The 26,772-nt window shown below is 45.1% G+C and carries 22 protein-coding genes and 2 tRNA genes; 7 read left to right on the top strand and 17 right to left on the bottom strand.

The annotated features are described in order from the left end of the window. Positions 1–63 precede the first annotated feature (63 nt). The 4 genes from AC060N_RS19190 (at position 64) to AC060N_RS19175 (ending at position 6,396) form a co-directional block, all read left to right on the top strand. The gene (locus AC060N_RS19190; RefSeq protein ID WP_479525122.1) at positions 64–2,658 is read left to right on the top strand and encodes a T9SS type B sorting domain-containing protein; all 2,595 of its coding nucleotides are present in this window, start codon (positions 64–66) and stop codon (positions 2,656–2,658) included. Positions 2,659–2,778: 120 nt separating this feature from the next. Next, on the top strand, positions 2,779–3,693 hold the full coding sequence (locus AC060N_RS19185) for a DUF362 domain-containing protein (protein ID WP_479525121.1): 915 nt from the start codon (positions 2,779–2,781) through the stop codon (positions 3,691–3,693). Positions 3,694–3,732: 39 nt separating this feature from the next. Beyond that, a complete protein-coding gene (locus AC060N_RS19180) occupies positions 3,733–5,367 on the top strand; it encodes a 4Fe-4S binding protein (protein WP_479525120.1) in 1,635 nt (544 codons plus the stop codon). 132 nt (positions 5,368–5,499) lie between these two features. Next, positions 5,500–6,396, top strand: a complete 897-nt coding sequence (locus AC060N_RS19175) for an EamA family transporter (protein WP_479525119.1) — start codon at positions 5,500–5,502, stop codon at positions 6,394–6,396. A 174-nt stretch (positions 6,397–6,570) separates the two neighbouring features. On the opposite strand, the gene AC060N_RS19170 is transcribed toward AC060N_RS19175, so the two are convergent. The 3 genes from AC060N_RS19170 to sppA all read right to left on the bottom strand — a co-directional run bounded on the left by AC060N_RS19170 (position 6,571) and on the right by sppA (position 10,344). Then, the gene (locus tag AC060N_RS19170; RefSeq protein WP_479525118.1) at positions 6,571–7,383 is read right to left on the bottom strand and encodes a purine-nucleoside phosphorylase; all 813 of its coding nucleotides are present in this window, start codon (positions 7,381–7,383) and stop codon (positions 6,571–6,573) included. Beyond that, positions 7,328–8,422: a tetraacyldisaccharide 4'-kinase gene (gene lpxK / locus AC060N_RS19165; RefSeq protein ID WP_479525117.1), complete on the bottom strand. Its 1,095-nt coding sequence runs from the start codon at positions 8,420–8,422 to the stop codon at positions 7,328–7,330. Before lpxK ends, AC060N_RS19170 begins: the two co-directional genes overlap by 56 nt. A 143-nt stretch (positions 8,423–8,565) precedes the next feature. After that, positions 8,566–10,344, bottom strand: coding sequence for a signal peptide peptidase SppA (sppA, locus tag AC060N_RS19160; RefSeq protein ID WP_479525116.1), 1,779 nt, complete (start codon positions 10,342–10,344; stop codon positions 8,566–8,568). Positions 10,345–10,507: 163 nt separating this feature from the next. Between sppA and folK the strand changes: the two genes are divergently transcribed. Further along, positions 10,508–10,996: a 2-amino-4-hydroxy-6-hydroxymethyldihydropteridine diphosphokinase gene (gene folK, locus AC060N_RS19155; RefSeq protein ID WP_479525115.1), complete on the top strand. Its 489-nt coding sequence runs from the start codon at positions 10,508–10,510 to the stop codon at positions 10,994–10,996. Positions 10,997–11,076: 80 nt separating this feature from the next. Here the strand turns inward: folK and upp are convergent, their stop codons facing one another. The 9 genes from upp to AC060N_RS19110 all read right to left on the bottom strand — a co-directional run bounded on the left by upp (position 11,077) and on the right by AC060N_RS19110 (position 17,422). Then, positions 11,077–11,754 (bottom strand): uracil phosphoribosyltransferase, encoded by a 678-nt coding sequence (gene upp, locus AC060N_RS19150; protein WP_463237187.1) that lies wholly within the window; start codon positions 11,752–11,754, stop codon positions 11,077–11,079. A gap of 50 nt (positions 11,755–11,804) precedes the next feature. Next, positions 11,805–12,740, bottom strand: a complete 936-nt coding sequence (locus AC060N_RS19145) for a hypothetical protein (RefSeq protein WP_479525114.1) — start codon at positions 12,738–12,740, stop codon at positions 11,805–11,807. Then, entirely contained in the window at positions 12,730–14,058 is a 1,329-nt protein-coding gene (locus AC060N_RS19140; RefSeq protein ID WP_463237183.1) for a polysaccharide deacetylase family protein, read from the bottom strand. Before AC060N_RS19140 ends, AC060N_RS19145 begins: the two co-directional genes overlap by 11 nt. 49 nt (positions 14,059–14,107) lie before the next feature. Next, positions 14,108–14,803: a RadC family protein gene (gene radC / locus AC060N_RS19135; RefSeq protein ID WP_463237181.1), complete on the bottom strand. Its 696-nt coding sequence runs from the start codon at positions 14,801–14,803 to the stop codon at positions 14,108–14,110. 120 nt (positions 14,804–14,923) lie between these two features. Beyond that, a complete protein-coding gene (rpsT, locus tag AC060N_RS19130; RefSeq protein ID WP_463237179.1) occupies positions 14,924–15,175 on the bottom strand; it encodes a 30S ribosomal protein S20 in 252 nt (83 codons plus the stop codon). A gap of 29 nt (positions 15,176–15,204) precedes the next feature. Continuing rightward, a tRNA-Glu gene (locus AC060N_RS19125) sits at positions 15,205–15,276 on the bottom strand. A 98-nt stretch (positions 15,277–15,374) separates the two neighbouring features. Next, positions 15,375–15,446 (bottom strand) — tRNA-Glu (locus AC060N_RS19120). A gap of 180 nt (positions 15,447–15,626) precedes the next feature. After that, entirely contained in the window at positions 15,627–16,568 is a 942-nt protein-coding gene (locus AC060N_RS19115) for a hydrogen peroxide-inducible genes activator (RefSeq protein ID WP_463237177.1), read from the bottom strand. 98 nt (positions 16,569–16,666) lie between these two features. Next, entirely contained in the window at positions 16,667–17,422 is a 756-nt protein-coding gene (locus AC060N_RS19110; protein WP_479525113.1) for a DUF3298 and DUF4163 domain-containing protein, read from the bottom strand. Positions 17,423–17,598: 176 nt separating this feature from the next. On the opposite strand from AC060N_RS19110, the gene AC060N_RS19105 reads away from it, so the two are divergent. Continuing rightward, on the top strand, positions 17,599–18,405 hold the full coding sequence (locus tag AC060N_RS19105; protein WP_479525112.1) for a hypothetical protein: 807 nt from the start codon (positions 17,599–17,601) through the stop codon (positions 18,403–18,405). Positions 18,406–18,440: 35 nt separating this feature from the next. On the opposite strand, the gene AC060N_RS19100 is transcribed toward AC060N_RS19105, so the two are convergent. Next, positions 18,441–19,805 (bottom strand): UDP-N-acetylmuramate--L-alanine ligase, encoded by a 1,365-nt coding sequence (locus AC060N_RS19100; RefSeq protein WP_479525111.1) that lies wholly within the window; start codon positions 19,803–19,805, stop codon positions 18,441–18,443. Between the two features lie 68 nt (positions 19,806–19,873). On the opposite strand from AC060N_RS19100, the gene AC060N_RS19095 reads away from it, so the two are divergent. Beyond that, positions 19,874–20,713, top strand: a complete 840-nt coding sequence (locus AC060N_RS19095; RefSeq protein WP_479525110.1) for an MBL fold metallo-hydrolase — start codon at positions 19,874–19,876, stop codon at positions 20,711–20,713. A 55-nt stretch (positions 20,714–20,768) separates the two neighbouring features. On the opposite strand, the gene AC060N_RS19090 is transcribed toward AC060N_RS19095, so the two are convergent. The 4 genes from AC060N_RS19090 to AC060N_RS19075 all read right to left on the bottom strand — a co-directional run bounded on the left by AC060N_RS19090 (position 20,769) and on the right by AC060N_RS19075 (position 26,772). Continuing rightward, positions 20,769–21,776, bottom strand: a complete 1,008-nt coding sequence (locus AC060N_RS19090) for a sugar phosphate isomerase/epimerase family protein (protein WP_479525109.1) — start codon at positions 21,774–21,776, stop codon at positions 20,769–20,771. Between the two features lie 855 nt (positions 21,777–22,631). After that, positions 22,632–23,255: a tetratricopeptide repeat protein gene (locus tag AC060N_RS19085; protein WP_479525108.1), complete on the bottom strand. Its 624-nt coding sequence runs from the start codon at positions 23,253–23,255 to the stop codon at positions 22,632–22,634. Further along, entirely contained in the window at positions 23,243–24,580 is a 1,338-nt protein-coding gene (locus AC060N_RS19080; protein ID WP_479525107.1) for a hypothetical protein, read from the bottom strand. The genes AC060N_RS19085 and AC060N_RS19080 overlap by 13 nt, the downstream gene beginning before the upstream one ends. Then, entirely contained in the window at positions 24,562–26,772 is a 2,211-nt protein-coding gene (locus AC060N_RS19075) for an urea transporter (RefSeq protein WP_479525106.1), read from the bottom strand. Before AC060N_RS19075 ends, AC060N_RS19080 begins: the two co-directional genes overlap by 19 nt.

Raw genomic sequence — 26,772 nt, 5'->3', positions numbered from 1 at the left:
TTTACTTGATCGAGACATAGATACAACGCCAAAATTAAACTTTTTCCTAACGCTAACCTTACCATGCGATCAACGTTTACGATTATTTTACTTACAATTTGTAAGTTGACCAATCTTTTCTCTGCAACATTATTTCTCGAAAACTTCGAAAGCGGGCATCTTGATAGCTGGAGAACCTATCAAAGCTGGGCACTGGATAGTCAGCAAGTGGTCGACGGAGACTACTCGTTGCGCCATTTTGTGTTTGGTCGGGGTGGAGAAAGCTATGTGAGTCATACGCTTGAGCCGCTCGATCTAAATGCCGGAAATTTCGACTGGGAGGTGACCCTTTCGAATGGCGATTGGGCACCAGCAGAGGATGAAGCTTTCGGATTTTGGCTTTGCGCTGATACGACCGAATTGTCAGTGGCTTCAGGCTATGTGACAGGCGTTAACCTGATGACCAAAGACAACCGCCTGACGCTGGTTCGGTTTCAAAACGGAGAACCGACGGAGGAAATTCTAAAAACCCGGATGCTATGGGACGAGGGAAAGACGGTGATGTTGAAAATTTCTCATTCACCGCAGGGTATCTGGCATTTTTCCTACCGGGATAAAAGTAGCAGTAGCTGGTCGGCAGAATATGAAGAAGCGGAAGATACTCCCTCGTTAATCATGCAGGCTACCGGTGCTTATTTCCGGTTCACCGCGGCACACAGCGGGCAAATCTGGCTGGATGACATCGCTATTGATTTTGAGAATACATCTCCGTATGTCCGGAGTGTCACGGCTGTTTCGCCACAAGAAATCAAGGTACAGTTCTCCGAGAAGATGATGGATGAAGCGCTTTCTCTTAAAAAGTACCTGTTGACGAGTGGTCATGGCACTTCGATGAATATCAGTCATGTTCGGTCGAAACGGTTTTATCCGGCCTCCGTTTTTCTGGAAATCGATCCGCCGACCGAATGGAACCTGAAATTAGCAGTTGCTTCTGTATTGGATGAGCAAGGGACGCTTACGAATGATACAACTATCAGTTTTCAGTTCGCCTTGCCAGCCCAGATTGGTGATATCGTTTTCACGGAAGTGATGGCTGATCCGTCGCCGTCACAGGGATTGCCGGAAGCTGAGTTTGTCGAGCTTTTTAACAACAACGTTTTCCCATTGAAGATCGAAGGATGGGAGCTTCACATCGATAACTCGGAAAAAGAATTGCCTCCATTCATCATGGCTCCCCAAGGCTATCTTTTGTTAGTTGGAACAGGCGACACCACGTTGTTGAGTGATTACGGAACGGTGTATGAAATTCCCGGCCTGTCGCTACGAAACAGTGAGTTCGGTTTATCTCTTGTATCGGATGAAGGTGCTTTGATGGATTCGATGTATTACAGCAGAGATTTCTTTGAGGCCGAAAAACAAGGAGGTGGTTGGTCGCTGGAACGCATTGATCCCAACCGGATGTGCGGACCTTCCGGAAACTGGCTGGCTTCGGTGGCCTTAGCAGGTGGAACGCCGGGATTAGTTAATTCAATGCGGCAAACCAATCCGGATGAAATTCCACCTCAGGTGTTGGGCATTCGGGTAGAGTCGGACCAACAACTTTCGGTGTGGTTCAATGAGTCGCTTTCGGCCTTGCCTGAGATTTCTTTTCCTGGAAAGGATTATCATACCGACAGCATCGCCGTTTCAAATCGCAAAACGGTTGAACTTTTCTTCCCGGAAGGAACATTTCAGGAAGGGAATTCCTATATGCTATACCTTTCTGCTTTCGCAGACGAATGCGGCAATCAAACCGAAGGTAGCGATTATGATTTCACTTATCGGTTCTTACAACCGGGCGAGTTGAAATTAAGCGAAGTGTTATTCAATCCGTTCCCGGAAGGGGTTGATTTTGTAGAACTGTACAATCCCGGTCCGAACGTGGTCGATTTGGGAGGGCTCTATTTGGCAGCCCGGGATGATTCATTGGCTTTAAAGCAGGTTTCGTTAATTTCCGATGAGCCACGAAATCTGGAGGCTGGAGCGTATGTAGCTTTGGCGACCAATGCTGATGTAATAAAGAGCCAATACTTCACCGAATGCCCGGAGTGTTTTGTCGAAATGAACGAGTTCCCTTCTCTTCCGGATGATGCTGGGAGAGTGGTGTTGCTAAACCGAAGGATGGAGGTTCTGGAAGAGTTCTTTTACGACCATGCTATGCATCATTCTTTGATTGCCGATGAATCGGGAGTTTCGCTGGAGCGGAAGAATTTTTCACGGGAAGTAAATGAGAAAGAGAACTGGCATTCAGCGGCGGCAACAGCCGGGTTCGCTACACCGGGATATGCCAATTCATCGATGGTAAAGGATGAGTCGGTTGCTGAATGGCTGAAGATTGAACCCAAAATCTTTTCCCCAAACGATGATGGATATAACGATCGGTTAATCATTCATCTTTCTCCGGGAGAACCAGGCTGGACGGCTAGCATCCGGATTTTTAATACTGCCGGTCGCGAAATCCGTCGACTTAGCAGTAATGAACTACTGGCTTCTGCCAGTGAATTGGTTTGGGACGGACGAAAAGACAATCAGCAATTGGCTGAACTGGGAATATACATCATCGCCATTGAAGCATTCAATACTTCCGGGCAAACCAGATACTTCCGGAAAACCTGTGTACTAACCGATCGCATCGAATGATAAACATGAATCTTTATATATATTTAAACTAGTTCTAAATCAATGGCTAATAGAACTTAATGTATGATCGACATAATCTTTTTCGTTAGTTTTAAGTCTGATTTAAAAAAGAGCCAAACTATGAAGCGCAGAGATTTCATTCGATCAAGTGTGGGCGCCGGCGTAGCAACCGGAGCGGCCCTGAGTTTAGGCGGAGCCAACAGCTTGCTGGCGGCTGAGGCTGAGACTGATGTTGACCTTGTGGCCATTCGTGGGGGAGAGCCTGACGTAATGTTCGACAAGGGAATTGCTGCACTGGGAGGAATGTCCCGTTTTGTAAAACCCGGACAACGCGTTCTGGTGAAACCAAATATTGGCTGGGACCGGACACCTGAAAGAGCCGGAAATACCAACCCAAAACTGGTGAAACGAATCATTGAACACTGTCTAAATGCTGGTGCCAAAGAGGTATTGGTATTCGACCATACTTGTCACGAATGGTCCAAGTGTTACCAACACTCCGGAATTGAGCAGGCAGTAGCTGAAGCCGGAGGAAAAATGGTTCCCGGAAACAGCGAGAAATACTATAAGCAGGTAAATGTCAAAGGGGGAGTGAAGCTGAAACAGACTGATGTGCACGAATTGATGCTTGACACCGACGTGTTCATCAATGTTCCAATCTTGAAGAATCACAGCTCGTCTAGGGCGACAATCGCCATGAAGAACCTCATGGGATGCGTTTGGGATCGGGGGTATTACCATAAGAACGATCTGCACCAGTGTATTGCTGACTTCCTGCATTTCCGTAAACCCGATTTGAATGTGGTGGATGCCTACCGCATGATGAAGCAGAATGGGCCTGTGGGTGTTTCGCTGGATGATGTAGTGACATTGAAGAGTCAGTTAATTTCCACAGACATTGTAGCAGCCGATGCAGCTGCCGCTAAATTCCTGGGCATGGATCCGGCTAAAATTAATCACATTAAAATTGCCGCCGAAGCGGGTTTTGGAACCATGGATCTAAGTAAGCTGAATATTAAACGCATTGTCGTGTAACGTTTTCTCTTGCTTAACTTTCCTAACGAATAAGATTCGATGAAACTATCTATATTAAAAAAAATCAGGGTCGTGCTGGCCCTGTTCTTTTTTCTGTTACTCTCGGCTGTATTCATTGATTTCCGGGGCACCTTTGGTGAAACCTTTTATCAATGGGCAGTGTCGCTGCAGTTTGTGCCGGCTTTGCTGAAGACCATTACCGTTGCCGGTGTGGTTGCCTGGGGATTGATTGCCGTCTTAGCACTGACTCTCCTGTTTGGCCGGGTGTACTGTTCCGCGATTTGTCCCCTGGGAATTATGCAGGATGTGGTTTCCTGGTTTTCCCGGAAAGTAAAGAAAAAGCATCGCTACAAATTCCGTAAAGCCTGGACCATTACACGGTACTCCATCCTGGGAGTGTTGTTGTTGGTCGTTCTTTTCGGAGGAATCACCTTGCTGACAGTGCTCGATCCGTATAGTTTATTCGGACGGATTGCATCCTACCTGTTCAAACCGATTGTGGTTTGGGTGAATAACCTGGGCGCAGCTGCACTTTCGTCCGCCGACGTGTATTCTATTCTGTATCAGTACGACCTGGCGCCTGTGCAATGGGCAGTTCTGGGAACAACACTGTTGTTTTTCATCCTGGTGATTGTCATGGCATTCAATCGGGGAAGGTTGTATTGTAACAGCGTTTGTCCGGTAGGAACCGTCTTAGGTTTTCTGTCGAAATATTCGCTCTTTAAAATCGAACTCGATCACGATACTTGTACGAAATGCGGCAAGTGCATGCGTGTTTGCAAAGCTGAATGCATCAGTATCAAAACGCAAACAATTGACTACAGTCGTTGTGTTGCATGTTACAACTGCATCGATACCTGTCCGGAAGATGCAGCCGTTTACCGGATTTCCCGGAAAGGAAAAAAAGAAAAGGCGGTTGAGTTCAAACCGGTGGATATGATGGTTGCCCAACCGAAAGGACCGCAAATGAGTAAGCGGAGTTTCCTCTTCACGGCCGGAGCCGGAATGGCTGCTGTAGCTGGGTTGGCTTCGGTGGAGAAGGTTCAGGCAGCAGCCGTCGCTCAGAAAGATTCAACTACCGTTCATACCAGCAACGGAGGGAAGATTCCGGAAAACAAGCAATTTGCGGTTTCACCTCCCGGCTCGGAAAGTATTGAACGTTTTAACGACATTTGTACCGGCTGCTCGCTTTGTGTAAGTGCTTGTCCCAGCAAGGTGTTGCAACCGTCATTCCTGGAATATGGTCTGGCTGGTATGTTGCAGCCGCACATGGATTTCCAGGCCGGTTTGTGCAACTTCGATTGTACGACGTGTGGCGAGGTTTGCCCAACAGGTGCCATCAAGCCATTGACAGTAGATAAGAAACATGTGACACAAATCGGGAAAGCACATTTCATCAAGGCGAATTGCATCGTGGAAACCGATGGAACCGATTGTGGTGCCTGTTCGGAGCATTGTCCTACCAAAGCGGTGCATATGGTTCCTTATGGTGATCTGGTCATCCCTGAAGTAACAGAGGATATTTGCGTGGGATGTGGCGCCTGTGAGCATGCATGCCCGGTAACCCCACACAAAGCTATCTATGTCGATGGAAATCCGGAGCATCTGGAGGCGAAGAAGCCGGAAACAGAAAAAGCAAAATCGGATTTGAAGGAGGACGAATTCCCCTTCTAATTGCAAATGATAGGTATTTTATGAAGGGAGGTTCCATTAGGGATCTCCTTTTTTATTAACCATTCCATAAAACCCCGATGATACTCTGCTAATTGATACCCACTATTTTTGTGGCTTCGAAACGAACAAGCTATGTGGGCAATTTTTGGGGCGATATCGTCGCTTTTCTTGGGTACATACGATGTGTTTAAGAAATGGTCGTTGAGAGACAACGCCGTCATTCCGGTGCTCTTTTTCTCTACTGTTACTTCGGCATTGCTGTTTGTTCCTTTATTGCTGTTATCGCATTTCGATCCCGAAGCGTTTGGTCACTCCCTCTTTTTCATTCCGTCGATTCCGCTTGAGCAGCATGGTTTTATTTTCCTGAAGGCGGTGATTGTCACGTCATCCTGGTTGTTTGCCTACTTTGCCATGAAGCATTTGCCCATCACCATTGTGACGCCCATCCGGGCCACCGGGCCGGTTTGGACATTGATTGGTGCGATTCTTGTGTTCTCGGAGCACCTTTCACCGTTGCAGTGGATTGGACTTTCGGTCACGCTGGTCTTCTTTTACCTGTTTTCCCTGGCGGGGAAAACCGAAGGAATCCACTTTCGCACCAACAAGTGGGTACTGTTCATTATTGCCGGAACATTACTCGGAGCGGTAAGCGGTTTGTACGATAAATTCCTCATCCGCCACTTCGACCGGATGGCCGTACAGGCGTGGTTCTCCATTTACCAGGTTGTGCTTTTGTTGCCCATCCTGTTGTTCATTTGGTATCCGCGCCGGAAGAGGAATACGCCGTTTCAATGGCGTTGGAGCATTCCGTTCATCGGACTGTTTCTTGTAACCGCCGATTTTCTCTATTTCTATGCACTTTCCCTGGATGGCTCTCTGATTTCGGTCATTTCCGCTTTGCGAAGGGGAGGAGTGATCATCACATTTGCACTGGGAGCGGTGCTTTTCCGGGAGAAAAACATCCGCCGAAAATTTTTGCTGCTGTTCGGTATACTGGCCGGTATCCTGCTTTTGTTACTGGGAAGCTGATGTTCTGCAGAAAACATCTGTACATCTTATGTTAGATGTACTTACCTTTTCTAATTTTAATCAATATTAGAATAGTAAAAGGTAAACAAAAAAATATCCGAAGGTGCTTACCCCCGGATAAGTTGGTGCGGTTGTTTGTATAATTTTCTCCGTTCCGGTTTCCCGGAGGGATATTTACATCTGCCGTATCAGTTCGCGGATGATGAGTGAAAGCTTCGGTTCGGCTTTCATGGCTACTTCCTGAACTTCTTCGTGCGATATCTCAACGATTTCGCCGGGTACGCCGCTATCGGTCACAATGGAAATACCGAAAACGTCGATGTCCATATGGCGGGCCACAATTACTTCGGGTACGGTCGACATACCAACAGCATCGCCTCCCAACACCCGGAACATCTTGTATTCAGCTGGTGTTTCGAAAGTTGGGCCAGCTACGCCAACGTACACCCCTTCTTCAAGGCTGATGTCATTCTTCAGCGCAATTTTCCGGGCCAGGTTGCGGAGGTGCAGGTTATAAGCTTCGCTCATATCGGGGAAGCGTGGTCCCAGTTCTTCTATGTTGGGTCCAATCAACGGGTTGCCCGGGAACATATTGATGTGGTCGGTGAGCATCATGATATCACCCACTTTATATTCGGGATTCAATCCGCCACTGGCATTGGAAACGATGAGTTTACGAACACCCAGTTGTCGTAGCACACGGACCGGAAAAGTAACATCTTGCAACGAGTACCCTTCGTAGAAATGAAAACGTCCCTGCATGGCGATGATCTTCTTTCCGCCCAGGTGTCCGAAAATCAGCCTTCCGACATGTCCTTCAACAGTCGAAACCGGAAAGTTCGGGATATCGGCATAATTCAGTGAATGCTCGATGTCGATTTCCTTCGCCAAACCGCCCAATCCTGTGCCCAGGATGATTCCTACTTCCGCCTCATACCCGGTTTGCTCTTGAATATAGGTCGAAGTTGCTTTTATTTTCTCTAACATAGTTCAGTATTTTTCGGTCAAAATTCTTTTTGCCGTCATTCAGGAATTTAATTTCCAGTGGAATATAGTGTAAACTCTCTTCGACAATATCAGGGACATGGTTCAGACCTTTTATCCGAATCATATCCTTTTCTGTTGTAATGATGATCTTGTGTGATGACTGAATCTCAATGAAGCGTTCTTCCACGCGTTCCATGTCTTTTGGGGTAAAATTACGATGATCGCTAAAAGCAATCTCGTGAATTTCGACCGTCCGATGCCGCAAATATTCCTTCAAAGGTTCGGGGTTGGCGATACCGGTGACCAATAAAACAGCCGAATCGATGTGAGAATAAGCTTCTCTTACCTTACCGGGAAAAACCGGGACCGGTGCACCATACTCCAGTGTCGTGAAATAAAGATTCTGAAATGGTTTAATATCCAGCTCTTTTGTAATAATGCGCTCGTCGATGGGTTTGAGTTCACCCGGACATTTGGTCACGATAATCATGTTCGCACGAATGCGGTTGGAGGCTTTTTCGCGTAGTCTGCCGTAAGGTAACAGATGATCCTGTGTAACCAAACGACTGTATTCGGTCAGCAGGATATTCACACCCGGATTAATGTAGCGGTGCTGAAAGGCATCGTCGAGCAGGATAATTTCAGGTCGATGATGCTTTTCTGATTTGAGTAACTCTTCTACGCCGTGCACTCTTTTTTCGTCGACGGCAACGGTTATCTCCGGAAATTTCTGTTTGATTTGCAAAGGTTCGTCACCTACCTCATTCACCGTTGAATCGACCCGGGCAATATGAAATCCTTTGGTTTTTCGTTTGTAACCGCGGCTGAGGGTGGCGACTTTGAACTCCTTATGAAGTAACCGGACCAGGTATTCGGTATGTGGTGTTTTTCCGGTTCCGCCAACTGCAATATTGCCGACCGAGATCGTGGGTATGGAAAACTCCTTCGAATGGAGGATGTCCATTTCGAAGAGTCGGTTCCGAATGGCGACAACAAGGCCATACAACCACGAAAGAGGTATGAATATCAGTTTTTTCACAATCGTTTTTGTATCCGAAGCAACAGTGAAATCTTATCGCTTTTCGTTGTTTCGCGAAGAAGACTAAGTTACTACTTTATCAAGACAGAAAAAAAGGAGAACAACCTGTGTTCTCCCTTTTATATGGCAAAATTAATTGAATTTTATCGGATTTCAAGTGTGTATGGCAACATTGTGTACAAACCATTCATGTGCGAAACACGGTTAATGTTTTCCCAGGTTTGATACGAGTCACCCAACACATATTCAGACATTTTCACTTTTGCGGCTGTCGAGAAACTCTTCAGGATTTCCTCGAACGGGTCTTTTTCTTTCGGCAATTCCTTGATGCGGTAATTTTCAACACCAGCCTGGTTGGCTGCCAGCTTAATGGCATCGTTCAATCCACCGAATTTGTCGACCAAACCAATTTGTTTTCCATTCTCACCGGTCCAAACGCGTCCCTGGCCAATACCATCGATATAAGTACTGGTTGTGTCACGTCCGGTAGCTACTCTTTTCAGGAACAGTTCGTAACCCTTTTCTACATAGTTCTGCATGAGGTCATGTTCGAAAGGAGTCATGGCCCGGCTAACAGTCGGCATATCGGAGTGGGTATTGGTATTTACCTCATCAAAGGTGATACCGATTTTATTGGACAAAAGATCGTGGAAGTTCGGAATCATACCGAAAATACCGATCGAACCGGTAATGGTGGTCGGCTCAGCCAAAATAGTACCGGCCGCGCACGAAATGTAATAACCTCCTGATGCTGCCAAATCACCCATGGAAACAACTACCGGTTTCACTTTTTGTGTCAGTTCCACTTCGCGCCAGATAACTTCCGAACCATAGGCACTTCCTCCGGGTGAATTCACGCGGAAGACAACGGCCTTGATGGTTGAATCAAGTCTTGCCTGACGGATGGTTTGTGAAATTTTCTTCGAATCGATGTAATAAGAACCGTCACTTCCCGGATCAATTTCACCCTGCGCATAGATAACGGCGATTTTGTTTTTCGCCAAACCTTTTCCATCCAGTTTTTTGGGAACCTTGTCATATTTGCCCGGACCGATGCTTGGAATGTCTTTGTCTTTACCAACGCCGGTTAGTTCGCGCAAATCATTTAATACCTGATCTTTGTATTTCAGGTTATCGAAGAATCCTTCACTCAACGCTTTTTGCGGCATGCGGAAGGTTTGTACTTCGTTGGCATAAGCCTGAAGTGAATCGACTGGAATATTCCGGCTTTCGGAGATTCCCTGGAGGAGGTGGTCCCAGATACTATTGAGGTAAACCTTCGTTTGTTCCCGGTTAGCTTCACTCATTTTCTCGTACATGAAGGGTTCAACGGCTGATTTGAACTTGTTGTTCCGGCCGCGAATGATTTGCATATCGATGCCGAATTTGTCCATGGCTTTTTTGTAGAAAGTTCGTTGGGCGCTCAATCCCCTGAAATCGAACATGCCACGGGGATTCATGATAAGGCTGTCGGCTACCGTCGCCAGGTAGTAAGCTTTCTGCGAAATGTTGTCAGAGTAAGCGTAAATAAATTTGTCAGATGTTTTAAAATCCTTCAACGCATCGCGAATTTCTTCCACGGTAGCATAACCGGCACCAATGTCCGAAAGATTCAGGTAGATACCTTTGATGTGGTCATCAGTTTTCGCTTTCTTAATCGATCGCAAAATCTGATTGAGTCCGGTGGTAGAAGTGGTATTCATACCCGGCAGATTGAGATCTTCAAACGGATTATTTGATTTCCGGTCGACTATGCGGTTATCCAACTTGAGGGTTAATACTGAGTTATCGGCAACCTGCACGGTGGGCTCGGCAAATGAAGCCAGCGATGACAGAAAGCCGATGGAAATGAAAAAGAAGAGGATAACTCCAATGAACATGGCTAGTAAAGTGGCCAAAAAAACTTTCCAAAAACTATTCATATTACTGAATTTAGGTGTACTGTAATTGCTTAAAAAAGAAATGTTTTCGGTAGCTGTGAAATGTTGGTTGCCAGCATTTCACGAACGTACTATAACAGAAAACTGAAATTAAAATTAATCGTCTTAAAATAGGTATTATTGTACAGCTTTTTATTACAGAAAAATGAAAGGAATGCTTCAGGTTGATATTTTACTGGGAGGAAACGTGGGCGACACGCTGGAAATATTCAGCAAAGCCAAAGAACAACTGATCGAAAAGGCTGGGGCTATTATGCGGGAGTCATTGCTTTACAGGACCGAGGCCTGGGGCTTTGATTCCGATCCGTTTTTGAACCAGGTTGTCACCCTGAAAACGGAACTGCTTCCGCACGAATTGTTGCAAATACTCCATTCGGTAGAAGCATTTTTCGGTCGCGAACGCAAAGGGGAAGGGTATGCTGCCCGGACGCTTGATTTGGATATACTTTTCGTGGAAGAACAAATTATCAACACATCGGAGCTGGTTGTTCCGCATCCGCGAATGGGAGAGCGGCGTTTTGTTCTGGAACCATTGAGTGAGCTCTATCCTGACCGGGTTCATCCGGTTACCGGAAAAACCATCAGCCGGATGCTTGCTGAATGTGCTGATACCTCTTCGGTTGAAAAACTGTAGTGCACAAAAAAAGCCGCTGAGCAGGAGCGTTAATTACTCTTGCACAACGGCATTATTAAATCTTTCCGGTGTAAAAATAATTACCGGTTATGTGTCTTTTTCTTCGAATCCATTTTCACTCCGTAGGCCAAATCGCCTGCATCACCTAATCCGGGTACGATATATGATTTGGGTGTCATTTCCTGGTCGATAGCTCCAATCCAAAGTGTATAATTATTTTCCGGCATGTGCTTCCTTAGGTAATCAACGCCTTCCTGGCTGGCAATTACTGAAACCATGTGCACATGCTTAGGCGTGCCTTTTTCAAGCAAAGCCCGGTAGCCAATTTCCATCGAAGCACCGGTTGCCAGCATTGGGTCAGAAAGGATGACGATTTTGTCTTCGACGGATGGAGATGAAATATATTCAAACTCAATGTGGAATTCTCCGCCTTCGTCGTATTTACGATAAGCCGAAATGAAGCAGTTTTCGCCCTGGTCGAAATAGTTGAGCAATCCCTGATGGAGCGGAAGTCCGGCACGCAGAATGGTTGCCAAAACCGGCTGTTGCGCTAATGTGGGAACTTTGGCCACTCCAAGCGGAGTTGTCACATCCTCTGTTTTAAATTCGAGCTGTTTGCTGATTTCGTAAGCAAAAATCTCTCCTACACGTTCGAGGTTCCGGCGGAACCGGAGTGAATCTTTCTGTACAACTTCGTCCCTGATTTCAGCTATGAATTGATTGAAGAGGGAATTGTTTTCGCCAAGTATGTGAATCATGGAATTTTTATGCGAAAATAATAAAAAATGATTTTTCGGAAGAACCAGATTCACTGTTTAAACCATTTCAAAAAAAGAGGCAGGTTATTTCGACGAATAAACGAGTACTCTGTTGGAGTTGCACCAAAGCCCGCGTAAAAGCGAGCTACCCCGTCAATGGTCGAGCCTTCGAAATCGAAGGTATACGGATTGCCCGAATATTTCTGAATAAACTGGTCAATCATAAAGAACATAGCGCTTTGCCTTTTCCCTTCTTCCGAGCTGGCCGACACCAGCATGATTGGCTTATGGTGCGACCATACGAAGAAAGCAGTTGCCAACAGTTCGTTGTGATCGGAGTACACGGCGCTGATGCGTCCCCGTCCGTAGCGAACGCAGTAGCTGACTAGTTTTTGTAGGCGAAGAAAGTCGGCATCTTTCAGCTCCGGTGCTTTTTTCTGCAGGTGTTCTTTTGTAAAGCGCATGAATAGTCCCGGGTCGATGTTTTCATCGATAAAAACGTTGTTTTTCTGCGCTTTCCGGATATTCCGGATGGTATTGATTTTATAGGCGGAGCACAACTGTTGATATGGCTGGATTAAATCGAGCTGGTACGTCACGCGACGTTCCGATTGAAAATTAGGAAGGCGGTTGTGCGTATTGAATGCGTTGAGAGAGATTTCGATCAACTTGTATTTGCCCGGAATCGCTTTGAGAAACTTGTCAACCACATCGGCATTCAGGAGGTTGGCTGAAAAAATACCGGATTGTTGCGTAAAATAGGGCTGGTACAGATACCATATCCCATATTTGCGCCGCGGAACCAAGGGCATCACATACTCGTAGTCGCCCATCACCAGCGCATCCCATTTGCCCGCCATGATATCGAGATACCACGAATAGGCGTATATTATGCCGTTCACTGCGTTGTCAATACACGTGTCCCATTTTTTGACATCCAGCTTGTCGTACGGAATATAGTCGATTGTCTGATTTTTATTCATCACGAAGTTCAGCCGCCTTTTTCAACATCGATTGGAAGACTTTCTTCCATCCTTTCCAGTCGCCCAAATCGCTCAACGATTCGTTGTGGAACAATGAAACAAAGGTACCATTCACTTTTTTCACCTCCATCATTAAGCGGTGAATTGTTTCCGCCGCTTGTTCGGGATTCTGTTCCTGGTACTGTTTCAACGATACCTCCATTACCGTTGTAGGAATTATTTTCAGGTTGGTTTCGCTTTCGCTCGACAAATCGTAAAAACGGAACGGTGTGCAGGTTCCAGCCCTGAATCCGGGATGTGAGTGATAAGTAAGCGTATAATCCTCTTTAATTCCGGCGTCGATAAGCCATTGGTACGATTGTGGAAATTTAAGACGGAGGTAATGAAACCGGCTTCGGAACGGAGGTTCGCCAATGATTTTACTGAGTCTTTTAACTTCGGTTTCCAGTTTTTTCGGGGAACCGGAAGCTTTGTATGATGGATGAATTCCTACCGGGACCTTCTTCGATGTATCGCGAATAAGCGCACGGTAGTTAACATTCCGATAAGAGAGATTTTTATCAAACTTTCCGTAATCACCTAATAGAAAGAAAAAAACGGCCTCGACGTTGTACGTTTCATGGAGCTTTTCCATTTCGGAATAGGTGTCATACGGATCGGGTGTGCGCCCTTTTAACACCTCTTTCCTAACGGGGAAGGGGCTGTTTCTTTTTGGGTTCATTACCGAACGAAACGAAGCGGTGACCCGGCGCAACATATTTTTGTGCAGAATCGCATACGCATTGTCCACATCGATGGTTGAGATGTAGCGAAAACGACGTGCCGGTTTTTCCCATTGAGGCCATTGGCTAGCAATTGCATCGGCTAGCACTTGTGCCCACAAGTCAACGACAGGAAGCTGGAGAAAATTCTGCTGGAAAGCGAAAGATTCCTCCGCTCTGAACCGGCCGTGGATATCTGTTTTTCCTTTCGGGAAGTATTCTTCATACCTGGAAATCATCCAAAATATGGCTGAGAATATGTCGAATGCGAGCGAATCTTTACTTCCGTTTGAAACCGGGAAAAGCAAGGGGACATCAGCGGATTTATCTACTTGCGGAACAAAATCCACCAGCTTTTCGGAAAAAAGCAAACCGTGAGGCAGAATGTGTAAGCCTGGCAATTCATTGTTATCGGAGTAATTGATAACCGGACCGTCAAAGCTTTTGATCGTATCCAAATCATCTGTCAGTTGAAATGTGGTCGGTAGCAGATCATTGAAGACATATCTGGCTGTATAAGTCAGACGAGGACTCAGATTATTGCAATAGATAATTATCACGGTCAAAGGCTGGGTTTATCACAAATGTAAAAAAATACTACTATGTTTTTCAGATGGCCCCGTCGTCGGCAAAGCTATAGTAACCGTTTTGAGTGATGATGAGGTGATCGAGCAGCGGAATTTCCATCAGTTTGGCGGCCTCCTTCATTTGTCTGGTTATTTTACGGTCGGACTCGCTGGCCTGCAAATTCCCTGATGGATGGTTATGAGCAATGATGATGGAAGTGGCCAGTTTTTCGAGCGCTTTCTTCAGAATGAGACGAACGTCGATGACGGTACCGGTTAGGCCTCCCTGGCTGATTCGCTCGTAATGAATAATTTTGTTGTGGCGGTTGAGAAGAATAAGCCAGAACTCTTCGTGAGACAAATCGCCCATCACGGGTTGCAGGAATTCAGCTGCATCGCGACTGCTGGTCACTTGTTGCATTTTGAGTGCATCCGATTGGTTTCGACGACGTCCCAATTCCAGCGCAGCGATTACTGTAATTGCTTTTGCTTCCCCGATTCCTCTGAATTTCTTCAGGGCGTCCACATCGAGCTTGCCCAAAGCATTCAGGTTATTTTTAACAGTCCCTAAAATCCGGCGTGATAATTCGACGGCAGTTTCTTCGCTGTTACCCGATCCAATGAGGATGGCGATTAATTCGGCATCGGAAAGGGAGGCAAGTCCCCGGTAGAGGAGTTTTTCGCGGGGGCGGTCTTCTACGGCCCAGTCCTTGATACTGAGTTTTCGGTATTCTTCCATTCAGGTTTAGCTTTTAACTAATTTACAAAATGTAATCCAAACCGTGAATGGAGAAATTGGTCAAAACAAAAAAAGCCCACCCTTTCTGAAGGATGAGCTGGAATATAGATTAGAAATATCTTACAGGCTGTTCACGTGCAAAGACAGGCTTGACTTAAGGTTAGCCGCTTTGTTTTTGTGAATGACATTTTTCTTAGCCAGTTTGTCGAGCATAGCAGAAACTTTCGGGTACATTTCCGAAGCGGCTTCTTTTTCGCTGGTAGCACGCAGTTTACGAACTGCATTACGCATCGTTTTCGCGTAATAGCGGTTTTCCAAACGACGCTTTTCTGATTGTCTTGCTCTCTTTGCTGCTGATTTATGATTTGCCATTTCCCTAAATAATTAATGTCTTTAAAAAGTAGCCCGTAGGGGAATCGAACCCCTGTTACCAGGATGAAAACCTGGCGTCCTAACCCCTAGACGAACGGGCCTCCTTGTTCAATGTCCCTTCAATTGGGACTGTAAAATTAACGTTTTTTACTGATTTGGAAAGCATTCAATCGGTTTTTCCGAAGATGCATTCCTGTCGTAGCCCGTAGGGGAATCGAACCCCTGTTACCAGGATGAAAACCTGGCGTCCTAACCCCTAGACGAACGGGCCTCCTATTGCTTGCCTTTTATTTGGCGCTGCAAAAATAACGAGATTTTTTTAAGCTCCAAACGAAGGACTGTTAATCATTCAAAATTTTGAACGGCTCATCAGGGCTTGTTTGCCCTTTTGTTTTGAGCGATGCAAAGAAATAACATATTTCTTAAACAACAAATAAAAAGATTAAAAAAATTAGCGCCACTCTACAATGGTTCCGCGCTCCTTGTTCCTGAGAGATTTAGGGACTTGTTGAATGATTTCCTCGCGGAGAACGCTGATCAGTTTATGCTTGGCAAAGTTCCGGGCATAAATCAGGCTGACTTCCCGCAAAGGAGTCAGATCGGAGAAGTTCCGGACAATGACCGGTGCGGTGAGGGGAACAAATCCGGCAGCGAGCTCCGGAATTAGCGTATAACCGCCTTCGCGCTCAACTATTTTCATGATGGTTTCCAGCGAGCCTCCGTCAAAATGGAAAGGGAGCTTCGATTGCACCTGGTTTTTCATCCGGCAGAGGTTGATAACCTGCGTCCGGAAGCAGTGTCCATCGTCGAGGAGCCAAATGTCCGGTGATGCAATATCTTTAACCGAGATGGTCTGTTTTTTAGCGATGGGATGTCCGCGGTGCGAAAAGATTTTCATCTCCTCGTAAAAAAGCGGGTCTTCATGAATGTTTTTATCCTTGAGGGGAGTGACAACAATTCCCACATCCAACTGATCCTTCTTCAGTTTATCTTCGATGATATGTGTATAATATTCTTCCACATAGATATCGATGTTGGGATATTTCTTCGAGAATTCGCCAATAAACAGCGGCAGAAGATAGGGCGTTAAAGTAGGAATAATCCCGATTTTCAACGTTCCGCTCACTTCGCCACGAAAATCATCGATGATGGTGTTAATTTTACTTGCCTCGAATAAAATTTGCCGGGCCTGTTCAATAATTTTACGCCCCACATCGGTAGGGATAATGGGCTGTTTACTCCGGTCGAAAATGATGACACCCAGCTCGTCCTCCATTTTCTTGATTTGCATGCTCAGCGTAGGCTGCGTAATGAACTTTTTTTCGGCTGCAGTCGCAAAATGACGATAAGTGTCTACGGCTACGATGTATTCGAGTTGTGTAAGTGTCACCATGGTTAGGAGAGAATTTTCCCCGAAAGGTAGTAAACCTTTATGATATGGGAGCTAAACGTTTGCTACCTGAATCAGATAAAAGTATGAAATCGGGCAAGTTATTCGTCGGGCTGAAGCATTTTTAAAAATTCAGGCTGTATCAGGTTCTTCTTTTTCAGCACTTCGATTGGAATATGCACAACGGCGGTGCCACACGCGTACGGCCCAATCTGATAGTTGGCAAACGAAAAAATAATGTCATCATTGGTGAAGTTGACATTCTGAAAATCGTTGTCCAAATCATCGGCTGTTACTGCAAAGCAATCTTCCGGATTGTCGAGATATTGGGAAATAATCTCTGCCAGCTCCTGCAATTTTTCGGGTGTCGAACGGTCAATGATATCGTCGATGGTCAGAAAGCGATTATCGGCAGCCGAAAAGTTGTAGCAAATAAACCAGGTATTTCCATGAGCGCCCAACGCGTATTCGTATTTCTTGAAACGAAGACTGAGCATCCCGTTGTAAATATTGAACCACTGATGAGTGAGCGACATTTCGTAACGATATCCAGGGCGTGGATTCGGACTTTCTTTTAACGCCTGGTCGACAACCTGTTTCTTTTCCGCCAGTTCTTTACCCTGAAATTCAGCCAAGGTACTGTCGGCAAAGCTGGTCATTTCGCGGTTAAATGTGTCTTCGAACCGGCAATTCGACCAGTAACTTTCGATTAACGGATAGGCAATATGAACTTTATAATAGTAATCCTGCTGATGAATGTCTTTTAACTTGAACGAGATTTGAGCATCTCTTTGACGATTGGGATGACATGAAAACAACGTTATTGCAAGCGTTGCCAGCACAATAATCTTTTTCATTTCGAGTCATTTAAATTCAGAACACATTGAGAACCGGAGTATTATCCGGCAATGAATCCCAATTCGTTCTTTATGCTTCCAAATGTAGCCAGAATTATTTGAGCTTGTCACATCCGATTTTGAAAATTTCATTTTGAGTCGAGCAGAAATTGTATTTTTAGGAAAAATTTCGAGGTATGAAACGAGTATATAGCAGTGCAGTATTTTTTCTTGGATTGATGTCGGTGTTATTTGTTTCATGTGGACCGTCTCCATCAGAGAAAGCGGCCCAACAGATAAACAGGGCGGAAACATTGCTTTCGCAGGGCGATACGGTGAAGGCTGTTCAGAGCCTTGATTCCATAGCGAAATCGTATCCCGAAGCGGTTGCCCAGATAAAACAGGCCGGTGAAATGAAGAAGCGCATCTTCGTTGCCGAATTGGTGTCACTCAGGGCTCAGCGCGATTCACTGAATGAGCAGATTAACGTGTTGTCAAAGAATTTCACAACAAAAAAAGGCGAGTTCGATCAATACATGCAATATGTTCCGAAAAGACAATCTGTTAATCGGAGCTGGGACCGGTCATTTATCCAGGTGCACCTTGATGCCAGTGGACGGATATATCTATCGAGTAATTACTACGGAGATAAATGGCTTAATCATGTGGCAATCCGGGTTTATGACGGCAAGTTAAATGCCCGAACCGATACTGTCCCTTTGAACGATGTCAACAATCATCACAGTGAATTTCTGGATAAGAAGTGGGAGCAGGTTTCGTATAAGAATGGGAAAAGCGACGATGTGATTAAATTTATTGCCGAGCATACCGACCTGAAGCTGAAAGCTGTCTTTCTCGGGAAACGGTATTATTACATCGTTCTGGAAACCTTCGATAAGGAAGCTGTCAAAAATGCATACGATTTATCGCTGGTGCTGAAAGCAAAGAACAAGCTGGATAAGCAAATCAAATCGCTTGAAGCAAAAGTGAAAGAGACCAACTAAAAGCAGAGACGGGGAATGAACGTTCCCCGTTTTTTTTATTCTTCAACTAACGACTGAGCAAAGCCGGGTAAATCTTTTCCCGAAAAGGTCCCTGAACTCATCAGCAGCAGGTTGTGGTGGTTGTGCGGCAAACTCTCCAATACTGAAAACAGTGCATCTGAATCCGTAAATACCTGCAGATCGTCGCGCCCGAAAGCCTCTTTGACTTGGTCTGTCGTGATAGGCTCAAGTTTTTTATGCTCTATGGTATGCGGACTAAAATAGACGAATGCCTCGTCGGCTTTTTCCATCGAATCTTTATAGAGCGGAAGAAATTCTTTCTTCAGGCTACTGAACGTGTGTAATTCCATGACAGCCGTTAATTTCCTGTCGGGAAATTGTTGCTTCACCGCTTCCACTGTTGCCTTCAGCTTCGATGGTGAATGGGCAAAATCGCGGAAAATGGTCATGCTGTTGGTTTCTGCCAGTTTTTCCAGACGACGGGCAGCTCCGCTGAAAGAGGAAATCGTCCGGTAAAAATCTTCATCCGATACGCCCAATTGCTGACAAATAATGTGTGCACCGCTGATATTTTGCAAATTGTGTTTTCCGAAAATATTCAGTTCGATCTGTTCTCCATCAGCGGTAACTAATCGCGTTTCTCCGTTTTTTACATTGGCGGTGTGTTCTTTGTAACCAGTTACCTTCAACCGGGATGCGTTTTCGTCAGCAATTTTCCTCAGGTTTTCGTCGCCATCGAAATAAATCAGGTGACCATTGTCCGGCATCAGCCGCGCAAATTCCCTGAATTGATCCACATAGTTGTCGAACGTCGGGAAGACGTTAATGTGGTCCCAGGCAATCCCCGAGAGGAGCCCGATTTGTGGCTGATACAAATGAAATTTCGGGCGCCGGTCGATGGGCGATGATAGGTATTCATCACCTTCGAATACGGCAATCTTTGCGGAGTCGCTGAGCCTAACCATCGTGTCAAAACCTTCGATTTGTGCACCGACCATGTAATCAAAATCGACGTTATTCTCTTTCAGTACGTGCATAATCATCGACGTGATGGTGGTTTTCCCATGGCTTCCGCCGATGACGACGCGGGTTTTGTTTTTGGTTTGTTCGTAAAGGAATTCCGGGTACGAATAGATTTTTACGCCCAGCTCTTTTGCTTTTGTCAACTCCGGGTTGTCTTCGCGGGCATGCATTCCCAGGATGACTGCATCCAATTCAGATGTGATTCGGTTGGCATCCCACCCAAATGCGTCGGGTAACAAATCGTGTTGTTCCAAGCGGCTTTTAGAGGGCTCAAATATTTCGTCGTCTGATCCGGTTACCCGGTAGCCTTTTTGTTTTAGGGTAATAGCCAGGTTATGCATAGCAGCTCCGCCAATGGCGATGAAATGAATATTCATGGTTTCGGTAACTTTTTGCCAATTTTGCGGTTAAAAGTAACAAAATCCGAATCACAAAATTTCAGTATATGAAGCTTTATCCAATTCATGCAGGTTATTTCATGGCTGATGGCGGCGCCCTGTTTGGTGTTGTTCCGAAGGTGTTGTGGAGTAAGCATTACCCATCGGACGAAAATAATCTTTGCAAGGGAGCGATGAGATGTTTGCTGGTGGTTGACGGCGATCGGAAAATTCTGATTGATGCCGGAGCCGGCGGTAAATACGATGAAAAGTACAAGAAAAACAATGGCCTTCATGGCGATGAAACCCTGGTTGGTTCATTGAAAGCAGCCGGTTTTCATCCGGATGAGATTACCGATATGTTTTTTACCCATTTGCATTGGGACCATTGCGGAGGGGCCGTTCAGTTTGGTGAAGACGGAACAACACCGGAGCTGGTGTTTAAAAATGCGACACATTGGGTTTCGGAAAGTCAGTGGGAGAAAGCCTGGAATCCAAACATCCGTGACGGGAATGCCTACTTTTCAACAGACCTGGAAACCTTGCGTGACAGTGGCAAGTTGCAGTTGATTAAGGAGGAAGGCGATCTGATTCCCGGATTTCATTACATTGTAGTAGACGGCCACACGCCCGGACAATTGATTCCGGTAATTGAGTACAAAGGCCGAAAGGTTGTTTTCACTGCAGATTTGATTCCTGTTACCGCCAACATCCCGGTAGGCTGGCTGGCCGGTTACGATTTATTCCCGGTAACGACCATGGAAGAGAAAGCGGAATTCATGAAAACAGCCCTGGAAGAAGATTATGTGTTGTTTTTCGAACATGACGCTTATAGCGAGTGTGCTGAGCTGGAAGCCGGGAAAAAAGGGACAGCGTTGAAGCGAACATTCCAATTGAGTGAATTATAAAATCCCCGAAACATAAAAGAAAAGAGGCCGCTTTTTAAGTGACCTCTTTTTTATATCAGGCTTTGAAATCTTTTGCCAGTTCGTCGCGGCATTTTTCCAGCAGTCGCTTGGTGGCCAATACACCCTCTTTAGGACTCAATTGTTCGCCTTCGTATTCAATACCGACAAATCCACGATAGCCAGCCTCCATCACGATGCGCATGATCCGGTGAAAGTCCGAATGAATCTCTTCGCCATTTTCGTCAAACTCCTGCGATTTGGCAGATACCCCTTTAGCATAAGGCATTAATTCTTTCATTCCTAAGTAACGGTCGTACCATTCCTCCGGTTCGTAGCTGGTACGGAAATTACCGAAATCCGGTAGGGTACCGACTCGAGGATGGTCGACCATTTCCATCACTTTGCTAAGCCATTTACCGTTGCTGGAAAATCCGCCGTGGTTTTCTACCAGAATATTGATACCAGCCTTATCGCCGTATTCACAGAGGAGATGAAGTCCGTCCGATGCGAGTTTCTGTTGTTCTTCGTAAGAACCTTGCGAGCCGGCATTCACCCTGATAGAATGACATCCCATCTGAGCTGCTGCATCAACCCATTTTTTATGGTTTTCGAGGGTTTGCAGGCGATCCTTTTTCTCCGGTGCGCCCACCATTCCTTCGGCATCAACCATGATGAGTACGTTGGTAATTCCTTCTCCGCGGCAAACGTTGTTCAATTCATTCAAATACTTTGTGTTCTTTGCTTTATCGTACATGCAGGTATTGACGTACTCAGCACCTTCGCCTCCAACTTCTCTGATGAACTTCGGGAAATCGATATTTTTCATGGGAGCAGCCTTCTCGATAGCTCCAAAATCGTTTTTGAGTAGTTGCATGAACTTTTCCCAACCATCTTTGCGCGCATCGCCGAAGATGAGGGGATTAACAGACCATTCAGCAACAGATAGCTTGAAAAGCCGTTTGTTGCCCGGTACAGAAGCCAGGGATGACCCGGCAATAGCGACTCCGGCAGAAGCCAGAGCCGTGTTTCTTAAGAATTCTCTTCTGGAAATGTGATTTTGCATAGCTTGGTTATTAGTATGATTTCGTTTCAATATATAAAATTGACCAACAAAATGGAAATTGATACGCTGATATTCAGTAGGTACAGTTGGATTTTGCTTAAAAAGCCGGGGATATTGATAGAAAAGAGAGAAAACCGAAACAGAATTTTAATAATTTGGCGTAAAGCCTCATATTATGGGGCTTTTAAGCAATCACTTGAAGAATATATGCTAAAAAATGCCGTTCTTTGAAATATTATGTCAATTATGTTGTCGAATTGTTTAACACAGCTTTGTAAAATAATTTGGCTTGGAAGCCCTGAAAATGCTGTAAAACCTGAATTTTAAACATTTTGATAAAAAAGTTAAAATTTAATTGACATTAAGAGCGATTAGTTCGTAAATTTATAATCAACTTAACTGTTAGAATGATAAAACCCCTTAACGTGTATGACTTTCCTAACGTCTCCCCCGATACAGTGGTTCATCATTTGAAAACGACGGTATGTGGAAGCACAGATATAAGACAGTTATGCTGGAGGGATAAATGAATTAAAAACAGTTAATTATTCGTTTTTTTTGATTTTGAATTTTTTGCTCTCGTTTTGAGAGAACATTTATAGTTTGTTTGGTAGAATTATTTTTTTTGCTCCTGGATTCAGGAGCAAGGTTTTAGGATTATTGTAGGAGATTTTTGAGAAAAAAAAACTTAAGTCCCATCACGCGGAACTTAAGTAAAAGGTACCTCTGGGGGGAGGTTAGAAAGCCCATTTCCTGTTACGTGCTTGTTGGGGTTAGGAGCATAGGGGAATGGGCTCCTTTATGGAATAAAAACGGGTTACGGTTTTTTTTATTGCCGCAACCCGTTATTTTTTTTCAGGGAATTCGCGATAAGCCGTCGCTGGCGGATGGATCGCCGGGTTTGAAGAGCAGACATTTTTGAAAAAGAACTTTGGCTTCCCGGGTTTGGCCCAGGCTGAAGTGTGTCCAAGCCAACATCAGGAGACCGTCGTAATCGAACGGGTAGAGGTCGACCACTGTTTTAAGGTAGGGAAAAGCTTTCTCAAACTGCTTCCTGTTGTAATAAATTAATCCCATCCGGTAGTTAACTTTTGTGTTCTTGGGATTGTTTTCCAGTATTTTGTTGTACAAATCGACGACTTCATCCCATTTCCCGGAGGCTGAAAGTGGGAGAACGAGCCCCATTCTTGCTTCTTCGGAATAAGGTTTCAATTCGACCGCGTGGCGGTAATGGGCAGCCGACTCCGTGAAATTACCTTGCAGGTAATTCAACCAGCCCAGCCTCAGACTGATTTCGTACGAATCATCCGAATAAACTTTCTTTAGTGCCTGTATCGCCTGGTTGAAGTCATTTTGCTTCTCGTAGGTATAACTCTTTTCAAATGCAGTCATCACTGTATTGAAATCCGGTTGAGCTTTTGCTGTTTGAAATGACAGCAGGAAAGCTACTGCAATTGTTGTTTTTACTAGAAATTCCATGTCAGTCCTCCTGAGAAATTCTGATTTGTGAAATTGTATTCTTCATATTGATAATTTTCTGTGTCCTGGTAAGACAACAGGTAACCCTTTTCCTTTATTGAGTAGTAGCGGAATACAAGTTGTAACCGGTTTTGGTGAATTGGGATGATCAGATTGGCTCCCCACCTGGAATCGATGACGTAAGGAGTGTTCCAGATGACATAGTTGGCGGCTTCTGAAAGAAACTCCATGGAACCGCTGGTATAATACCCTTCCAGCCAGAACGGTCCGGTCTTAAAGCCGATTTTCTGATTGAATACGATATTGTTGTCAGAATAGTCGGCTGAAGCCAGCTTTTGTTGCTTTAAAGAGAGTGTGGAAACCAGGTAAAAGTTGAGGTTTGCCAAGGGATAGATAGTCAATTGCCCATTAAGCTGTGTGCAATCGATGCCTAAAAGATTGGCATAACTTCCACTCAATTCCGTACTGAGGTATGTAAAATTTTTGAACAGCCCCAGGTAAAGAGAGTAATCACTGAAATTACCGTTCACAAGGTCGTAAGTTGCTACGTCGTTTACATCGTAGGATAAGGCGTTGTAACTGTATTTTCCCCACAATAAGTTGAGAGAAGGGACGAGATGAAATCCCTCACCCAGGTTAAAATCCAATGCACCGTAGTACTGATTCTGAACCGTTGTGTGCATTGATTCATTGGATGTATTTCCCATTTCACGGATGTGCTGTGCTTCATTAATCCCGATGTAAGTATAAGCCTGGGTGTAGCGCACTCCCGGTCCCAGGTCGTGAGAAAAGCCAGTTGTGATGTAATATTGGTTCTTGGGATAGTAGTTCGCATCATAGACGCTGGAATTTCTGTTTCGCGACATGGTGGTGATGTTGGTATAATCCATGTTATTACCGATACCAGATTCAACGAAAAAACTTCTGACGGCTTTGGGATGTGCATCGAGCCTCTTCTTCAGCGACTCCGGGAATTCCCTTGTCAGGAATACCGCATCCTGGCCTCTTCCCGAAAACAGGTAGGCGTAGTACAGGTACTCCAAAAGAATGGTGTCCCCTTTGAGTTCATTCAATGCGTTTTCGAAAATGGGAATTGACTTTCTGTAGTGTCCCAGGTTATAGTATGCAATTGCCGTTCGGGTATTCAGATAGAAAAAGTCAATATCTTCTTTGTGGGCTTCTTTTGATAATTGAATCAATTTTCTCCATTCACCATTTAGGTAAAAGGCATAAGTTTCCTTATCCACCCCTGCCGGGGTTAACTTCTTCTGTGCCATGGAAACGAAAGGCACGAGTAGCAGGATAATTAAGATGGCTCTTCGCATAAGGCAATCAGTATTTTGTCGTTTTCTTCGACCGTGATCTTTTTAATTCCGGTTGGACCTATTTCTGTTTTGAATGTCATTCGACTAAGCTGTCGCTTGAATATTTTCTTGTCCACAATGGAAGTCAGCTCAATTTGGCCCGGCATTGTGGGGTTATCGATGCAAGAATACTGCAACGAAAAGTCGGCATGAAGAAACCGGAAGAATGGAGCTGTGAAGTCATGAAAGAACATCCAGCTTTTGGGGAAAACCAGGTTCGCTGGGATGCTGTCCTGAATTTTCAGATCGGCATAGAAACCTGATTGAACCTTGAATAATCCGAGGAAAAACAGGTAAAGCAACGATTTGTTTTTGCCCTGAAAGTGACTGAAATAATGCACTTGTCCGTCGTTGTAAATCCAGGCAGTTGCTTGTTCCGTTTCAGAAATCAATCGCGATTCATTCCGGGAAGTAGTATCCACAATCCACTTGGATTTTTCAGGAAGTCGACGAAATGCGGGGATTTCGTTTTTCAGGATTCGGAATTGAAGATGTTCTCCCGGTATGAAATGCATTGCCTCTTCAATCAGCTTGGTTTTTCGGATGCTGGCGATTTTTTCATCTTTACGGGGAATAGCGAACGATTTTAATTCTTTCGCATCACCGTTATTCAGAATATATTGACCGAATGGATACGAAAGTGTCGGAGCTCCAATATTCGGTAATACCTGAAACTGCATGTGCAGGTGGGGATAGGGGGAACGTCCCGAATTGCCGGCTTCACCGATGGTCTGTCCCTGTTTGACAAATTCGCCTTTCTTTACCTTAATGCTGCCTTCCTTCAGGTGCGATAACTTGGAATAGAGATAATCGCTGTGCTTGATAACGACTGTATTTCCCCAGTTTTGATGAGTATTGACATCGCCAATTTTATTATCAGGAACGCCATCGACCAATTCGGCAACCGTTCCATCGCCCGGAGAGGCTACAGCTTTCCCAAAGCAATAATAATCGGTAACCCAATCACCATCCCCTTTATACTGTTTATCTTCTTCATCAGTAATAACGAAGTCCCAGGCATGCTTCCATTCGTCTTTGTGCGTGTATTCGCCCGAGTGCCCTTGAGAAACGGTCCATTCTCCAAAGAATGGAAGTGATACTGGAAGATAAAATCGGTTAGCAAACCGTTGTTTAGTGCCGATGTGGTGGTATAGATTTCGTTCCGGCGAATTTTCCTGCAAAGTAACTTCTACCGGGCCTTTTTCCGGCTCCAGCCGAAGTTTTAAGACATACACAAATGTGATGACGACAATATTGAAGGGCAGTGAATAAACCGAAAGCCCAAATGACAGAAAAACTTTCCCGAGACTCAATGTCAGCATAACCACCACGGGAAGCAAAATGGCTGTCCATAGGTAGCTTTTAAATGAAGGGACCAGGAAAATACCACCAATGGCAATTGCGGTCAGGATATAGTTGAACCCTATGTACGTGTAAGTCAATTCGTGAATGTTGGCACCTGTAAGCTGGTAAAAACCCCACGCGATGCTGAATCCCAGGACTGAAAGGGTAAATGCAATTCGTGAGAAAAGCAATAGTCCAATGGCAATCAGGATTCCGGCCAGCAAATTGGTTTGAAAAAATATCGCGCCAAGCGATAATAAATAGGTGCGAAGAGCCGGCGGCCAGTCGATGTGTGCAATTGAATAATAGAGGTCGACCAGCGTTTTTCCGCCAAGGGTGAACAACTCGTTGGCTGTGTAAATGCCCCTTTCACTTAGGCCCAACGATTGAAAATCCCGCGAAGCAAGCATGACCATCCACATCCCGAACATGAATGGAAGGCTGAGGTAGGGAAGATTGTATTTATACAAAATACCCTCCAAAGCCAATGTGAGAAACAGGGTAAACACAGCGGCAAAAATGGTAATCGAAAAGAGTTCCCAGCCGGGCTGGAAACCAAGTCCGGTTCCCAGGCCAACCAGCAACGCGTTGAAGCCGTACATTCCCTGGTTAACCATTTGGGTAGAATAACCTAAAAGCCAGGCAATCGTGTTAGCTGTGACAACGGCAATCAGGCCACAGGTTCCGGCTACCCAGTCGATGAAACTGATTCCGAGTAACAGCCATCCCAGGAATGAGTAATTGGAGAAGAATACCTGGGCATAGCTTCGTGGAATGGAAGCCAGAACGATGTGCTCATTTTCGGTCAT

The organism is Prolixibacter sp. DSM 2831, assembly GCF_056493735.1.
Note: the sequence above shows the minus strand (reverse complement) of the source record. Positions and strands in the feature narration are given on the sequence as shown.

Excerpts from the sequence above, each read along its gene's own strand:
- AC060N_RS19175 (WP_479525119.1), top strand. The coding sequence starts at position 5,500 with ATGTGGGCAATTTTTGGGGCGATATCGTCGCTTTTCTTGGGTACATAC.
- AC060N_RS19105 (WP_479525112.1), top strand. The coding sequence starts at position 17,599 with ATGAAACGAGTATATAGCAGTGCAGTATTTTTTCTTGGATTGATGTCG.
- folK (WP_479525115.1), top strand. The coding sequence starts at position 10,508 with ATGAAAGGAATGCTTCAGGTTGATATTTTACTGGGAGGAAACGTGGGC.
- AC060N_RS19190 (WP_479525122.1), top strand. The coding sequence starts at position 64 with ATGCGATCAACGTTTACGATTATTTTACTTACAATTTGTAAGTTGACC.
- rpsT (WP_463237179.1), bottom strand. The coding sequence starts at position 15,175 with ATGGCAAATCATAAATCAGCAGCAAAGAGAGCAAGACAATCAGAAAAG.
- AC060N_RS19185 (WP_479525121.1), top strand. The coding sequence starts at position 2,779 with ATGAAGCGCAGAGATTTCATTCGATCAAGTGTGGGCGCCGGCGTAGCA.
- radC (WP_463237181.1), bottom strand. The coding sequence starts at position 14,803 with ATGGAAGAATACCGAAAACTCAGTATCAAGGACTGGGCCGTAGAAGAC.
- AC060N_RS19110 (WP_479525113.1), bottom strand. The coding sequence starts at position 17,422 with ATGAAAAAGATTATTGTGCTGGCAACGCTTGCAATAACGTTGTTTTCA.
- AC060N_RS19115 (WP_463237177.1), bottom strand. The coding sequence starts at position 16,568 with ATGGTGACACTTACACAACTCGAATACATCGTAGCCGTAGACACTTAT.
- AC060N_RS19170 (WP_479525118.1), bottom strand. The coding sequence starts at position 7,383 with ATGTTAGAGAAAATAAAAGCAACTTCGACCTATATTCAAGAGCAAACC.
- upp (WP_463237187.1), bottom strand. The coding sequence starts at position 11,754 with ATGATTCACATACTTGGCGAAAACAATTCCCTCTTCAATCAATTCATA.
- AC060N_RS19085 (WP_479525108.1), bottom strand. The coding sequence starts at position 23,255 with ATGGAATTTCTAGTAAAAACAACAATTGCAGTAGCTTTCCTGCTGTCA.
- sppA (WP_479525116.1), bottom strand. The coding sequence starts at position 10,344 with ATGAATAGTTTTTGGAAAGTTTTTTTGGCCACTTTACTAGCCATGTTC.
- AC060N_RS19100 (WP_479525111.1), bottom strand. The coding sequence starts at position 19,805 with ATGAATATTCATTTCATCGCCATTGGCGGAGCTGCTATGCATAACCTG.
- AC060N_RS19180 (WP_479525120.1), top strand. The coding sequence starts at position 3,733 with ATGAAACTATCTATATTAAAAAAAATCAGGGTCGTGCTGGCCCTGTTC.
- AC060N_RS19080 (WP_479525107.1), bottom strand. The coding sequence starts at position 24,580 with ATGCGAAGAGCCATCTTAATTATCCTGCTACTCGTGCCTTTCGTTTCC.
- AC060N_RS19095 (WP_479525110.1), top strand. The coding sequence starts at position 19,874 with ATGAAGCTTTATCCAATTCATGCAGGTTATTTCATGGCTGATGGCGGC.
- AC060N_RS19075 (WP_479525106.1), bottom strand. The coding sequence starts at position 26,772 with ATGACCGAAAATGAGCACATCGTTCTGGCTTCCATTCCACGAAGCTAT.
- AC060N_RS19090 (WP_479525109.1), bottom strand. The coding sequence starts at position 21,776 with ATGCAAAATCACATTTCCAGAAGAGAATTCTTAAGAAACACGGCTCTG.